This window comes from Rhodococcus sp. IC4_135 (genome assembly GCF_011602025.1).
GTDB classification, from domain to species: domain Bacteria; phylum Actinomycetota; class Actinomycetes; order Mycobacteriales; family Mycobacteriaceae; genus Rhodococcus_F; species Rhodococcus_F baikonurensis.
Map to the genome: position 1 here is coordinate 45,922 of NZ_JAAOLG010000017.1, position 14,823 is coordinate 60,744.

General features: G+C 62.3%; 11 protein-coding genes. 10 read left to right on the forward strand and 1 reads right to left on the reverse strand.

Annotated elements, in window-relative coordinates; genetic code table 11:
* Positions 1 to 96 precede the first annotated feature (96 nt).
* The 10 genes from trpC (at position 97) to G8767_RS24650 (ending at position 14,179) form a co-directional block, all read left to right on the forward strand.
* Positions 97 to 906: an indole-3-glycerol phosphate synthase TrpC gene (gene trpC / locus G8767_RS24605; RefSeq protein ID WP_003944016.1), complete on the forward strand. Its 810-nt coding sequence runs from the start codon at positions 97 to 99 to the stop codon at positions 904 to 906.
* Between the two features lie 74 nt (positions 907 to 980).
* Positions 981 to 2,330 carry a tryptophan synthase subunit beta gene (gene trpB / locus G8767_RS24610; RefSeq protein ID WP_124569822.1) on the forward strand — a complete coding sequence of 450 codons (1,350 nt, stop codon included), beginning with the start codon at positions 981 to 983 and terminating at the stop codon, positions 2,328 to 2,330.
* A complete protein-coding gene (gene trpA / locus G8767_RS24615; RefSeq protein WP_003944010.1) occupies positions 2,327 to 3,130 on the forward strand; it encodes a tryptophan synthase subunit alpha in 804 nt (267 codons plus the stop codon). Before trpB ends, trpA begins: the two co-directional genes overlap by 4 nt.
* The gene (gene lgt, locus G8767_RS24620) at positions 3,127 to 4,230 is read left to right on the forward strand and encodes a prolipoprotein diacylglyceryl transferase (RefSeq protein WP_346843033.1); all 1,104 of its coding nucleotides are present in this window, start codon (positions 3,127 to 3,129) and stop codon (positions 4,228 to 4,230) included. The genes trpA and lgt overlap by 4 nt, the downstream gene beginning before the upstream one ends.
* Complete coding sequence (locus G8767_RS24625; protein WP_124569821.1) at positions 4,227 to 4,652, forward strand: TM2 domain-containing protein; 426 nt, start codon at positions 4,227 to 4,229, stop codon at positions 4,650 to 4,652. The genes lgt and G8767_RS24625 overlap by 4 nt, the downstream gene beginning before the upstream one ends.
* Positions 4,653 to 4,781: 129 nt before the next feature.
* Positions 4,782 to 5,690, forward strand: coding sequence for a TM2 domain-containing protein (locus G8767_RS24630; RefSeq protein WP_166812434.1), 909 nt, complete (start codon positions 4,782 to 4,784; stop codon positions 5,688 to 5,690).
* 132 nt (positions 5,691 to 5,822) lie between these two features.
* Positions 5,823 to 10,301, forward strand: coding sequence for a glutamate synthase large subunit (gltB, locus tag G8767_RS24635; RefSeq protein WP_166812370.1), 4,479 nt, complete (start codon positions 5,823 to 5,825; stop codon positions 10,299 to 10,301).
* A complete protein-coding gene (locus tag G8767_RS24640; RefSeq protein WP_166812373.1) occupies positions 10,294 to 11,796 on the forward strand; it encodes a glutamate synthase subunit beta in 1,503 nt (500 codons plus the stop codon). The genes gltB and G8767_RS24640 overlap by 8 nt, the downstream gene beginning before the upstream one ends.
* A gap of 82 nt (positions 11,797 to 11,878) precedes the next feature.
* A complete protein-coding gene (gene pyk, locus G8767_RS24645) occupies positions 11,879 to 13,297 on the forward strand; it encodes a pyruvate kinase (RefSeq protein ID WP_003944038.1) in 1,419 nt (472 codons plus the stop codon).
* Positions 13,298 to 14,179 (forward strand): acyl-CoA thioesterase II, encoded by an 882-nt coding sequence (locus tag G8767_RS24650; protein ID WP_166812375.1) that lies wholly within the window; start codon positions 13,298 to 13,300, stop codon positions 14,177 to 14,179. It begins immediately after the preceding gene.
* A gap of 33 nt (positions 14,180 to 14,212) precedes the next feature.
* Here the strand turns inward: G8767_RS24650 and G8767_RS24655 are convergent, their stop codons facing one another.
* Positions 14,213 to 14,716: an SRPBCC domain-containing protein gene (locus G8767_RS24655; protein ID WP_003944006.1), complete on the reverse strand. Its 504-nt coding sequence runs from the start codon at positions 14,714 to 14,716 to the stop codon at positions 14,213 to 14,215.
* Positions 14,717 to 14,823: the final 107 nt, after the last annotated feature.

The window sequence follows — 14,823 nt, forward strand, 5'->3', positions numbered from 1 at the left end:
CCCCGACGGAGTAGCAAAATTTCGTCCCACTAGGCTGAGACCACCCTGATGACGTATCTCACATCGGGCTCTTGCCCAGAAAGGATTCGGGCCACGATGACCGTACTCGACTCGATTCTCGACGGGGTGCGCGCTGATGTCGCCGCCCGCGAAGCCGTACTCGACTTCGCTGCAGTCAAGGCTGCTGCGGCCGCTGCACCGCCTGCACTCGATGCTGCAGCAGCACTTCTGGAATCGAGCATCGGCGTCATCGCCGAGGTCAAGCGCGCGAGCCCGTCAAAGGGTGCGCTGGCCGACATTGCCGATCCCGCAGAGCTTGCCGCGGCGTACCAAGCCGGTGGCGCACGCATCATCAGTGTCCTCACCGAAGAGCGCCGTTTTCACGGCTCGTTGGCCGACCTCGACGCAGTCCGTAAAGCGGTCACCATTCCGGTGCTGCGCAAGGACTTCATCGTGGGGCCGTACCAGATTCACGAGGCTCGCGCTCACGGCGCCGACGTCATCTTGCTGATCGTTGCCGCACTCGAACAGCAGGCCCTCGCCTCGCTCATCGATCGCACCGAATCTCTGGGAATGACTGCCCTCGTCGAGGTGCACACGGAAGAAGAAGCCAACCGCGCGCTCGAAGCCGGCGCCAAGGTTATCGGTGTGAACGCCCGCAATCTCAAGACTCTCGAGGTGGACAAGAACACCTTCGGTCGCATCGCTCCCGGTTTGCCGACCGAGACGATCAAGATCGCCGAGTCCGGTGTTCGCGGAACCGCCGATCTGTTGGCGTACGCCGGGGCGGGCGCCGACGCAGTGCTCGTCGGTGAAGGCCTCGTGACCAGCGGCGACCCTCGCAAGGCCGTCGCAGATCTGGTCAATGCAGGCGCACACCCGTCCTGCCCCAAACCGTCGCGATAAATCGCTTCACCCGCCCGGCGTGCTTTGATGCACCCGGGCGGTGACCAGCGACACCCTTGGGGCAGACTGGTGGGGTGACTTCACGTACTCAGGAACCAGGCTCCGGTGCACTATTCAAGGGCGGCAATCTGCCGCCGGCCAGCGCGGGACTCACCGAGCGCTCTCACGATCCCGACGCCGGAGGCCATTTCGGCGTCTATGGCGGACGGCATGTGCCTGAAGCACTCATGGCGGTTATCGAGGAAGTCACTGCGGAGTACGAAAAGGCTCGCGCGGACGACTCGTTCTTGAACGAACTCGATCGCTTGCAGCGCGATTACACCGGGCGTCCGTCGCCGATTTTCGAGGCAACGCGAATGAGCGAGTTCGCCGGCGGCGCGCGCATCATCCTCAAGCGTGAAGATCTGAACCACACCGGTTCTCACAAGATCAACAACGTTCTCGGTCAGGTTCTGCTGGCAAAGCGGATGGGCAAGACCCGCATCATCGCCGAGACCGGAGCGGGCCAGCACGGTGTGGCATCGGCCACCGCCTGTGCACTGCTCGGTCTCGAGTGCGTCATCTACATGGGTGCTGTCGACACCGAACGTCAAGCACTGAACGTCGCCCGCATGCGCCTTCTCGGCGCGGAGGTGGTCTCCGTCGAAACAGGTTCGCGCACGCTCAAGGACGCGATCAACGAAGCCTTGCGCGACTGGGTTTCCCACGCGGACAACACCTATTACTGCTTCGGTACCGCGGCAGGCCCGCACCCCTTCCCGACGATCGTGCGCGATTTCCAGCGCGTGGTCGGCCTCGAAACTCGCGCGCAGATTCAGGCGTTGACCGGCCGACTGCCCGATGCAGTCACAGCGTGCGTCGGTGGCGGCTCCAATGCGATCGGAATCTTCCACCCGTTCATCGACGATCTGTCGGTCCGTCTGGTCGGCTACGAAGCAGCCGGCGACGGCGTCGAAACCGGAAGGCATGCAGCAACGTTCGCCGGCGGTACCCCAGGCGCATTCCAAGGTGCCTACTCCTACCTGCTCCAGGACGAAGACGGTCAGACCATCGAATCGCATTCGATCTCTGCCGGTCTGGACTACCCGGGCGTCGGGCCCGAGCACGCTTACCTGAGCGACATCGGGCGCGCCACCTACGAGCCCGTCACCGACAGCGAAGCGATGGATGCGCTTCTGCTGCTCTCGCGCCGCGAAGGCATCATCCCGGCCATCGAATCCGCCCACGCCGTCGCCGGCGCACTCCGACTGGGCAAGGAACTCGGAGAGGGCGCGATCATCGTCGTCAATCTCTCCGGTCGCGGTGACAAGGACATGGACACCGCCGCAAGCTGGTTCGGTCTCTTCGACGGCGCCTCGGGTCAGGCAACCGTTCCGGATGACGCAGCAGACCAGAACGACAACACGGAAGGCTCGGACAAGTGAGCGAACGACCATCACGCCTCGCACCCACCTTTGCAGCGTGCAAGGCTGACAAGCGTGCCGCCCTCGTCGGTTACCTGCCGGCCGGTTATCCGACCGTTCCCGAATCGATCGACGTGTTCAAGGCGATGGTCGACGGTGGCTGCGACATCATCGAGGTCGGTGTCGCGTATTCCGATCCCGTCATGGACGGTCCGACAATCCAGCGTGCAGCCGAAACCGCACTCACCAACGGCGTTCGACTGCGCGACATCTTCACCGTGATCGAGCAGATCAGTTCGGTCGGCGGCAAGGCCGTCGTGATGACCTACTGGAACCCGGTACTGCAGTACGGCGTCGACAAGTTTGCACGAGACCTCGCCTCTGCCGGTGGGCTCGGACTCATCACCCCCAACCTCATTCCGGAAGAAGCAGGCGCCTGGATGGAAGCATCCGAGGAGCACCACCTCGACCGGATCTTCCTTGTCGCGCCGTCCTCGACGGAAGAACGACTCGCGATGACGCTCGACGCGAGTAGTGGATTCATCTACGCGGCCTCGACGATGGGCGTCACCGGCGCTCGCGACGCCGTGTCCTCGATGGCTCCGGAACTGACCGCACGAATCCGCGCGCATTCCGACATTCCCGTCGGCGTCGGATTGGGTGTTCGGTCCGGCGCACAGGCTGCCGAAATCGCGGCATACGCCGATGCCGTCATCGTCGGCTCGGCTCTGGTCTCCGCGGTCGAGAACGGCTTGGGAGCGGTTCGCTCGCTCACCGAAGAACTCGCCGAGGGCGTCCGCTCGGCTACCGTGGCGTCGTGACCTCAACTGTGGACCTGCTGGCCTATATCCCCAGCCCGCCCCAAGGCGTCTGGTACGTCGGACCGGTAGCGCTGCGCGCCTACGCGCTCTTCATCATCCTCGGCATCATCGTCGCGATCGTGTGGGGAGATCGTCGTTGGGTGGCCCGCGGCGGTGAGAAGGGGACTGTTCTCGACATCGCGATCTGGGCTGTTCCCTTCGGTCTGATCGGTGGCAGGCTCTACCACGTATTGACCGACTGGCCCGCCTATTTCGGCGAGAACGGGCAGCCTCTCGACGCACTCAAGGTGTGGCAGGGAGGCCTCGGAATCTGGGGAGCAGTGTTCCTCGGCGGCATCGGTGCGTGGATCGGCTGCCGTCGACGCGGCATTCCGGTGTCCGCGCTAGGTGACGCGATTGCGCCCGGAATCTTGCTCGCACAGGCCATCGGTCGTATCGGCAACTACTTCAACCAGGAGTTGTACGGTCGCGAGACCACCGTCCCATGGGGCCTCGAGATCTTCGAACGGGTGAACTCTTCCGGCCAACTCGATCAACTGGCTGGTGTCTCCAACGGAGAAGTCATTCGGGTCGTTCACCCGACGTTCCTCTACGAAGCTGTGTGGAACGTCTTGATCGTGATCCTGCTGGTCCTCGTCGACCGCCGATTCAAGATCGGCCACGGACGCCTGTTTGCTCTGTACGTCGCGGGCTATTGCCTGGGCCGGTTCGTCGTCGAACTGATGCGTGACGATTTCGCCTACGAGATCGCCGGCATTCGAGTCAACACATTCACCTCGGGGATCGTGTTCTTCGCCGCACTGGCCTACTTCTTCCTGGCGAAGAAGGGCCGTGAGGATCCGGCTGATTTGAAGTCGAAGAACTACGTCGCTGCGGTAGCTGCCGGTGAAGCAGCAGTCGCAGCGCAAGGCACCGACACTGATTCGGCGAAGGCCGAGGCGAAAGTCACCGACGCAAAAGCATCCGAAGCGAAGGCCGCTGAATCCGATGCCGCTGGATCCGATGTCACTGGATCCGATGCCAGTGAGGCAAGCGACTCCACGGCAGCGTCGGACGAGTCGTCGGACGCGGTGAAGCTGTCGAAGAAAGACAAGCCGTGACAGGTCCCTATTCGCAAGGGGGATTCCCCGACGATCAGGGACCGGTCTACGGCGCGCCCAATCCGTACGGCTATCAGCAGCCTCTACCTGCTGCGTCGATGTACGGGTTCGGTGATCCCTATGCCCCGTACGGTCGGCACCCGGTAACCGGGGAACCGTATTCCGACAAGTCGAAGGCCACCGCTGGACTGTTGCAGATCTTGCTGGGCTTCTTCGGAATCTGTGGAGTCGGGCGCCTCTACATCGGAAGTGTCGGCATCGGATTGTGCCAACTGCTCGGCATGTTCTTCGCGCTGTTCATGTCGGCGTTCCTGATCGGGATTCCGTTCGCCATCGGAATCTGGATCTGGGCGTTCGTCGACGGCATCGTGATACTTTCGGGCAATGCACGGGACGGTGTTCGTCGGCCGTTACGGGGATGAACCGCGAGGATGAACGCGCAAACAGATGTGTGGGGGTCCGGCCACGCGAAGGTCGAAATCCTTCGCGCGGCCCGATAACAAAAGCTATTACGTACCGTCGTCGAATCGAAGGAAAGTACGTTGCCTAACTTGAACAAGAATCCGGAACCTTCCGAGTCGGGGGACTCGTCAGGATCGCAGTCGCCGGTTCCACCGCAGTTCGGGTCGCCATTCGACTACGACGCGACGGCGGATGCGTCGTTGACGGAAACCTCGGCGCCCACGGAAAAGACGCCGTCGACGGAGACCACCGGCACGGGCCCGGGCTGGGACACGTATTCGGGAGTCGGAAACGGTCCGGGCTGGGGAAACCACCCCATCTACCCGCCGCCGACCGGAACCGAATCCACCACAGCTTTTCCCACCGCGGGTTCTGATTCCACCCCGAATCACCCCACGGCGCCGTACACGTCGCAGGAAAGCTACGTGGCCCAGAACTATCCGGCGCCGGACTACTCGGGTTCTACCCAATCCTCGACGGACGGTCCCGTCTACGGGGCGCCGGCAGATCAGACTCCGAATCCCTACGCGGCTCCGCCGCAGGACTACCCCGCCGCTCCGCCGCAGGGAAGCCAGAACTACGGTCAGCCGCAGGGCTACCCCCAGCCTGGATATTCGCAGCCAAGTTACGGTCAGCCTCAGGGCTACCCGCAAGGTCAGGGTTATCCTCAGCCTGGCTACGGCCTGGTCGACCCGTCCGCACCGTACGGCCGTGATCCGCTGACGGGTGAACCGTTCTCGGACAAATCGAAGACCACCGCTGGCCTGTTGCAGATTCTTCTCGGATTCATAGGTATCTGCGGCATCGGCCGGTTGTACATCGGCAGCACGACTATCGGACTGCTCCAGCTCCTCGGAATCTTCCTCGGCTACATTCTTCTGTTTCTGGTCGTGGGAATTGTGGTCGTCCCAGCGATCTGGATCTGGGCCTTCATCGACGGAATCATGATGTTGACGGGTAGCGTGCGTGATGGCCAAGGTCGGCCACTGCGTAGCTGATCGAAACGACTTTCGGAAACTGTGACCCCCTGATGCCCCGGTGTCAGGGGGTCACAGTTTTCTCTCGCGACCTGCGGTTATGTGCTGATAAACTGGCGCACGTCGGCTGCATGTCCGCGTGGAGGTCGCCGAGTGCCGTTTTCTCGAATACCTGATCCTCGAGGCCTGTACGACCCCGATCAGGAAACCGATTCATGTGGTGTAGCCCTGGTAGCAGACACCTCTGGACGCCGCGCGCATTCCATTGTCGACGAGGCAATCGCGGTCCTGGGAAATCTCACCCACCGTGGCGCAGCCGGGCGCGAATCCAACAGCGGTGACGGCGCGGGGATCCTGATTCAGCTGCCGACGGAGTTATTCGACGCGGTGACCGAGTTCGAGCTTCCACCACCCAATGCGATGGGTGAGAACACCTACGCAGCCGGAAACTGCTTTCTTCCGGTGGATCAGGAAGCACGTGACTGCGCGCTGGTCCGGATAGACCGGTACGCAGCGGAAGAAGGACTGCGGATTATCGGGTGGCGAGAGGTGCCGGTCGAGAGCGACTGCGTCGGAACCGTTGCCGCGCAGTGTGCTCCGTACATCAGCCAGTGTTTTGTGACGTGCGCCGAGCCACGAGAGCGCAGTGTGGGCGGAATTGCCTTGGACCGACGAGTGTTTGCGCTCAGGAGGCAAGTCGAACGGATCGACCAGGACGGGGCCGCGGTGTATTTCCCCTCGTTGTCAGCTCGAACGATCGTGTACAAAGGCATGCTCACGCCGGCGCAGTTGCCCGGATACTTCACCGACCTCCGTGACGGCAGGATGCGAACTGCCTTGGCCGTCGTGCACAGTAGATACTCCACGAACACATTTCCCTCGTGGCCACTCGCACAGCCGTATCGCTGCATCGCTCACAACGGCGAGATCAACACGATTGTGGGAAACAGGAATTGGATGCGCGCTCGCGAGCCGATGCTGCGAAGCGCACTGCTCCATGGGGACATCGCTCGCCTGTTTCCGATCTGCACCCCGGGCGGATCCGACTCGGCGTCGTTAGACGAAGTGCTCGAGCTCTTGTCCCTCGGGGGCCGCAGCATGCAGCACGCCATCGCGATGATGATTCCCGGTGCCTGGGAGAACGATTCTTCGATGCCGGACGAGATGAGGGCCTTCTACCAATTTCATGCTTGCCTGATGGAACCGTGGGACGGTCCGGCGTCCGTGACTTTCAGCGATGGCACCGTCGTCGGGGCGGTGTTGGATCGCAACGGTCTTCGCCCAGGGCGGTGGTGGCGGATGAAGAACGGCCGTATCGTGCTGGCCAGTGAGAGCGGTGTGTTCGACGCTCCGACTTCCGAGGTATTGGAGAAGGGGCGCCTCGAACCGGGACGCATGTTCCTCGTCGACACCGCTCGCCGTGGCATCGTTTCCGATGCGGAGATCAAATCCGAACTCGCGAGCACAGCACCCTACCGGGGCTGGGTCGACGGAGGATTGGTCGATCTCGAGGAGATCCCCGTGTCTGGACCTGCCCGAGGCGATCCGGCTCCGCTGTTGCAGAGGCAACTGCTCTTCGGATACCAGGCAGAGGACTTGCAGGAAGTTCTCCTTCCAATGGCTCGCTCAGGATCGGAGCCGTTGGGATCGATGGGTGTCGACACACCCCTGGCTGTTCTCTCGGATCGGCCGAAGCTGTTGTACGACTATTTCGTCCAGCTCTTCGCGCAGGTGACGAACCCGCCATTGGATGCGATTCGCGAGCAGGTTGTCACGACTCTCGCAACCACGCTCGGTACCGAGCAGAACTTGTTCGAAGCATCTGCCCGCTCGTGTCGGAGGATCGTTCTGCACAAGCCGGTGATCGGGCCGGTGGTCATGAAGAAGATCACCGAACTCCACGGCCCTCGAACTCCGACATGCTTTGTCCTACCGGGACTGTTCGATGTTCGGGGCGGTCTGGCCGAGGGTATCGAGAGGCTTCGGGAGTCTGCCCGAACTGCCGCCGTCGACGGTATCGAGATTCTCGTGATCTCCGACCGTGGATCGGGCCCAGACCAGGCTCCCATTCCGTCGCTCCTCGCAGTATCGGCCGTGCACCACGATCTCGTTCGTCATGGCCTGCGGACCAAGGTGTCACTCGTCGTCGAATCAGGAGATGCCCGCGAACTTCATCACATCGCGCTCCTGATCGGATACGGTGCGGCGGCTGTTCATCCCTATCTTGCTCTCGAATCCGTGGAGGCACTCAGCGAGCAAGGCGAGCTTCCCGGGACAGATCCGAAGACGGCATCGGAGAACTATCTGAGAGCAACGAATTCCGGAGTGCTCAAGGTGATGTCGAAAATGGGCATAGCCACGGTTCACTCCTACACCGGCGCTCAGGTATTCGAGGCCGTGGGTTTGGGCCGGGCTTTGATCGACACGTACTTCTGCAACACACGAAGCCGGATCGGCGGAATCGGTATCACCGAAGTCGCGCGAGAAGTTCTGATGCGTCACGCGGCCACGTATCGCGCGGTGCAGCATCGGCAGTTGAGTAGCAGCGGAGAGTTCCGGTATCGCCGCGGTGGTGAATTGCATGTGTTCACACCCGAGTCCGTGTTCTTTCTCCAGCATGCGACCCGGACAGGGCGAAGTGAGATGTTTCGTCGCTACAGCGACGAAGTCGATCGACTGAGTGCGCAGGGCGGAACACTTCGGGGGCTGTTTCGATTTCGGCGTGGGATTCGTTCGCCGATTCCGCTCGATCAGGTCGAACCCGTCGAGATGATTCTCGCTCGATTCAACACCGGCGCGATGAGCTACGGTTCCCTCTCTGCCGAGGCGCACGAGACGATGGCGGTTGCGATGAATGCTCTCGGCGGACGTTCCAACACCGGTGAGGGCGGAGAGTCACCGGAGCGGTTGCGTGACGACAAGCGTCGTAGCGCTGTCAAGCAGGTCGCGAGTGGGCGCTTCGGGGTGACCAGCGATTACCTGGTCAATGCCACCGACATTCAGATCAAGATGGCCCAAGGTGCCAAACCCGGTGAAGGAGGGCAGCTTCCGGGGTCCAAGGTGTACCCGTGGATCGCGGAAACCCGGTACTCGACGCCTGGAGTCGGGCTGATTTCTCCGCCCCCGCACCACGACATCTATTCGATCGAGGATCTCGCCCAATTGATCTACGACCTCAGATGCGCAAACGATCGTGCGCGGATACACGTGAAGTTGGTCAGCGCAGTCGGAGTCGGGACTGTTACAGCTGGTGTGGCCAAAGCGCACGCCGACGTGGTGCTGATCTCCGGTCATGACGGGGGGACGGGCGCGGCGGCGCTCTCGTCCATCCACCACGCCGGTACGCCGTGGGAGATCGGGCTGGCCGAAACTCAGCAGACTCTGGTGCTCAACGGGTTACGCGATCGGATCGTCGTCCAGTGTGACGGGGGTTTGCGCACGGCGCGGGACGTCGTCGTCGCCGCGTTGCTGGGGGCACAGGAGTACGGGTTTTCCACGGCGCCACTCATCGCGGCCGGCTGCGTCATGATGCGGGTATGTCACCTCGACACCTGCCCCGTCGGAGTAGCGACGCAGAATCCCGAACTGCGCGAGCGATTCACGGGCCGGCCGGAGTACGTCGAGAACTTCTTTCGCTTCATCGCCGACGACGTACGACGGTTGTTGGCAGAACTGGGGTTTCGAAGTATCGACGATGCGCTGGGGCACGCAGACGTATTGGAAATGTCTCCGGCGGTGGCGCATTGGAAGAGTCGGACGTTGGACCTCTCACCAATCTTCGGCGTTCCGGCCGCGCCGGCCGGCACGGCCTACCAGCCGTGTGTACCTGTTTCGAGCGAACTCGAAGGCACCCTGATCGAGTTCGCCGCGAACTCTCTCGAGGACGCTCGACCCGTGCATATCGAACTGCCAGTACACAATACGGACCGGGCGGTGGGAACGAGGCTGGGCGCTGAGGTGACCAGACGCTACGGCGCTGGCGGGCTACCCGAAGGCACCATCGACATCGTGCTCAGCGGAACGGCAGGCCAGTCGCTCGGTGCGTTCCTGCCGCCCGGCATCTCGCTGGTCGTAGTCGGCGATGCAAACGATTACGTGGGGAAGGGTCTCTCCGGTGGACGAATTGTGATTCGGCCGAGTGAGGATGCACCCTTCGTGGCCGAGGAGCAGGTCATTGCCGGCAATACTCTGCTGTACGGCGCTACGAGCGGTGCACTCTATGTCCGGGGGCGTGTCGGGGAACGATTCGCGGTGCGCAACTCGGGCGCGGTCGCTGTGGTGGAAGGCGTCGGCGACCATGCGTGTGAGTACATGACCGGAGGCCGCGTCGTCATAATCGGCCCAACTGGTAGGAACCTTGCTGCAGGAATGTCCGGCGGAATTGCTTTCGTACTCGACGTGAAAGCAGAGAAGGTCAACTGCGACATGGTCGTTCTGGAGCGGCCTTCGACGGAAGACTGTAGTCAGCTGGTCGAAATTCTCGGCGAGCATGTGGCTGCGACCGGCTCGCCGGTGGCGGCAGAACTTCTCGAGGACTGGGTTGGCCAGAGTCCGAGATTCACCAAAGTTTTACCTGTCGATTATCAAAAGGTCGTGGAAGAGAACGAACTGGTGGAGCCGGCCCATGCCTGACCCACGCGGGTTCCTCAATGTGGAACGATCCGGCACACCGACCAGATCGACCGAAGTGCGTGTCGGCGACTGGGCGTCGGTATACGAGTCGCTGGATCCCGTCGTGCGAAATCGAGGCGTATCTTCACAGGCCTCGCGCTGCATGGACTGCGCTGTGCCGTACTGTCATTCGGCCGACGTCGGGTGTCCGCTCGGCAATCTCATCCCGGAATGGAACGACCTCGTTCGGCGTGGACGGTGGTCCGAAGCTTCGGAGAATCTGCATTCCACCAACAATTTCCCCGAGTTCACCGGACATCTGTGCCCCGCTCCGTGCGAAACGGCGTGCGTTCTCGCACTCGACGACGAGCACACGTCGGGAGGCGTCACCATCAAGCGCATCGAACAGGCAATCGTCGACAACGCCTGGGAGTCGGGTTGGTTGGGGCCGCAGGGACCTGTAGGTCACAGCGGACATCGTGTCGCTGTAGTCGGTTCGGGACCGGCGGGACTTGCTGCGGCTCAACAACTGACACGAGCCGGACATAGTGTCACGGTGTTCGAGCGGAGCGATCGGATCGGGGGACTGCTTCGCTACGGAATTCCGGAATTCAAGTTGCCCAAGGCCTTGATCAACCGGCGGCTGGACCAACTGACCGCCGAAGGGACCAGATTCGTCACCGACTGCGCCGTCGGAGTGAACGTGAGCGCGCACGACCTGCTGACGGATTTCGAGGCGGTGGTCCTGGCGGTAGGGGCCGATCGTGCCAGAGACACCGACGTACCGGGTCGTGGACTTCGCGGAATCCACCGTGCGATGACGTACCTGCGTGCGGCCAACCGCGAATGCGAGGGGGACGGCGCGTCGAGCATCTCGGCACGAGGTAAGAACGTCGTGATCATCGGTGGCGGTGACACGGCCGCCGACTGCATCGGCACCGTGCATCGCCAGGGCGGCCTCTCGGTGGCGGAATTGGATTACCACGTCCCACCTCCGGCACGCCGCGATCGAGATCGCGACCCATGGCCGCTGTGGCCGCGGGTCCTGCGCACCTCGCCGGCAGACGAGGAGGGCAGTGACAAACGGTTCCGATGGGCGGCGCAGGAATTTCTCGACGACGGCGAGGGTGCGGTCCGTGCAATCCGGATGGTTCCGGTAGCCGTGTCACGAGGGGCGAACGGACAACGGACCCTGGTGGAGACCGGCGACACGACGGATCTGGCGTGCGAGATGGTCCTACTCGCGCTCGGTTTCGAGGGCGTCGAAACCGCCCCGCTGCTCACCGACCTTGATGTCGGCACCGATCCACTCGGCCGAATCGAGTGTGATGTCAGGTGGCAGACCCGGACGCCTGGTGTATTCGTCTGCGGCGACGCGCATCGCGGGGCGTCACTCGTCGTCTGGGCGATTGCCGAAGGACGGTCGGCCGCACGTGCCGTCGACGTGTATCTCACAGGCGAGTCTGAGCTTCCCGCTCCAGTTCATCCAAAGGCATTTCCGCTGTTCGTAAGCTGAACAACTGAATCGAGTAAGTACAGAAAGCGCAGGTCGCAAATGCCGGATAGAAGTGCGGTGGGGTAGCGACTAGGCTCGAGCCGTGAACCGACGGACAAAAATTGTATGCACACTTGGACCTGCGACAGCTTCTGGCGACCGCATCCGTGAGCTCGTGGAGAGCGGCATGGACGTGGCTCGCCTCAACTTCAGCCACGGCGAGCATGCCGATCACGAAGAAAACTACATTCGCGTCCGCGCCGCGTCGGACGCCACCGGAAAGGCCGTCGGTGTTCTCGCCGACCTTCAGGGACCCAAGATTCGCCTCGGCCGATTCAAGGACGAGCGGACCACCTGGGCCAACGGCGAAGAAGTTCGTATCACCGTCGACGACGTCGAGGGAACGCACGATCGCGTCGGCACCACGTACAAGGAATTGGCGCGCGACGCCAAGGCCGGCGATCGACTTCTGGTCGACGACGGAAAGGTCGGCCTGGTCGTCACGTCCATCGACGGCAACGACGTCGTCTGTCGGGTCACCGAAGGCGGTCCGGTCAGCAACAACAAGGGCCTCTCACTGCCCGGTATGAACGTCTCCGTTCCAGCCCTGTCGGGCAAGGACATTGCCGACCTCGAGTTTGCGCTCAAGCTGGGCGTCGACTTCATTGCACTGTCCTTCGTTCGCTCACCCGCGGATGTCGAATTGGTTCACGCCATCATGGATCGAGTCGGGCGCCGCGTTCCCGTCATCGCGAAGCTCGAGAAGCCCGAGGCCATCGACAATCTCGAAGCCATCGTGCTCGCGTTCGACGCCGTCATGGTCGCCCGCGGTGACCTCGGTGTCGAGTTGCCGCTCGAGCAGGTCCCGCTCGTTCAGAAGCGCGCAATCCAGATTGCTCGTGAGAACGCGAAGCCGGTCATCGTCGCCACGCAGATGCTCGAATCGATGATCGAGAACTCACGTCCGACTCGTGCAGAGGCGTCCGATGTCGCCAACGCCGTTCTCGACGGCGCGGATGCAGTCATGCTCTCGGGCGAGACTTCGGTGGGCAAGTACGTCATGGAAACCGTTCGCACCATGGCCCGCATCGTCGAGGCCGTCGAGAACGAATCAACCCGTGTCCCACCGCTGACCCACGTCCCGCGCACCAAGCGCGGTGTCATCTCGTACGCCGCACGCGACATCGGCGAACGTCTCGACGCCAAGGCCTTGGTTGCGTTCACTCAGTCCGGTGACACGGTGCGTCGACTGGCTCGTCTGCACACGCCGCTGCCGTTGCTCGCCTTCACGCCGCTGCCCGCTGTGCGCAGTCAACTGACGCTGACATGGGGAACCGAGACGTTCCTGGTCGATGCGGTGGCCACCACCGACGAGATGGTGCGTCAGGTGGACAGTGCATTGCTCTCTCTCGGGCGGTACGTCAAGGGCGACCTCGTGGTGATCGTTGCCGGGTCCCCTCCGGGAACTGTCGGCTCCACCAACCTCATTCACGTCCACCGCATCGGCGAAGAGGACCACTGAGTGACCCACGCGAACGCGTCCGCCGACCTCGGTACTCTCCTCGGTCTGTTGGATCTGGAGCAGATCGGTGAAGACGCGTTCCGTGGATACCACCCGAAGCAGGTAGGTTCGCGGACGTTCGGCGGTCAGTTGGTGTCTCAGGCACTGATGGCCGCCGGACGGACCGTCGATGGTGATCGCCCCATCCATGCCGTGAACGCCCACTTCATTCGGGGCGGAGATGTCAAGGCGCCTATCGACTACCGGGTGGAGCGTCATCGCGACGGGAGGGCATTCGCCAATCGCCAGGTGACGGCCTATCAGGGTGAGAACGAATTGTTCGTGATGCTCGCGGCATTTCAGGACTCCGGCAAGGGGCTCGACCATGCTGTCGAGATTCCGGATGTTCCACTTCCGGAGTCGTTGCCTCCCATCGGCGATCATCTAGTGGGGTACGAGGAGAAGCTGCCGCATTTCAGTGCAGCGCTCAAGCCGATCGACATGCGGTACGCCAACGATCCGGCGTGGATCCTCAAGGACACCGGCGAGAAACTCAACCACAATCGGGTGTGGATGCGCCCCGACGGTGATCTGCCGGACGATTCGCTCATTCACGCTGCGACGCTGGCATATTCGTCCGACACCACCGTGCTCGATTCGATTCTGACCACTCATGGTTTGTCCTGGGGTCATGATCGTATCGTCGCGGCGACGGTCAATCATTCGATCTGGTTCCATCGCCCGTTCCGGTTCACCGACTGGGTTCTGTACGCCACCGAATCGCCGGTCGCCGCAGGTTCGCGCGGTCTGGCAACCGGACGGTACTTCTCGGTGGAAGGACTGCTGTTGGCGACGGTGGTCCAAGAAGGAATGATCAGGCATTTCCCGCGTAAAGGGGAATGAGAAGCGGGCCCGAGACTGAACTCGGGCCCAGAATCAAGCAGACTTGCGATATTGCGGTGAGAGTTCGTCGGCTCGGTCCCACGGAGACCAGTCGACCTCGCGTCCATCGAGCTGGGCCGCAACAACTTCCAAGCCCGCGTGCCAACCGGCGGCGTGGGCGTACGCCGACTCTTCGTCTTCCATCGTGTGGGTGAGGGTCAGCCAACAGCCGCCGGTGCCGTCCGGCGCCAGTTCCCAATGCAGAGTATCTGCGTCCCAGAGGAATTCGAGAATTCGGTGCGGGTGGACGCTGATGACCGTCCCGCGCGTCACATGATCTGCGGGCAGTCCGAATCGCTCGACTTGTTCCGGTGTCACCTTGAACAGCAGATCCGCGCCTGGAGTGAGATTGAAGTCGACGTCCGCCGGGAACCAGGCGTCGAGGTACTCGCGTTCCGTTATGACCTTCCAGACCTTGTCCGGTGCGTGCGGAATCGCCAATTGGAAGCTCAGTGACACCCGACCGTCATAGGTCAGGTTGATCTTGCCGTTGTCCATCGGTGCCTCCAATGCTTGGTGCCCGTGCGGTTGCCCCCATCGTGCCATCTAATTGCTTAGGATGGAATAACTGCAGGTCAGATCGTTACCTATTGATAGGTACTGTC

Excerpts from the sequence above, each read along its gene's own strand:
- trpC (WP_003944016.1), top strand. The coding sequence starts at position 97 with ATGACCGTACTCGACTCGATTCTCGACGGGGTGCGCGCTGATGTCGCC.
- G8767_RS24640 (WP_166812373.1), top strand. The coding sequence starts at position 10,294 with ATGCCTGACCCACGCGGGTTCCTCAATGTGGAACGATCCGGCACACCG.
- G8767_RS24655 (WP_003944006.1), bottom strand. The coding sequence starts at position 14,716 with ATGGACAACGGCAAGATCAACCTGACCTATGACGGTCGGGTGTCACTG.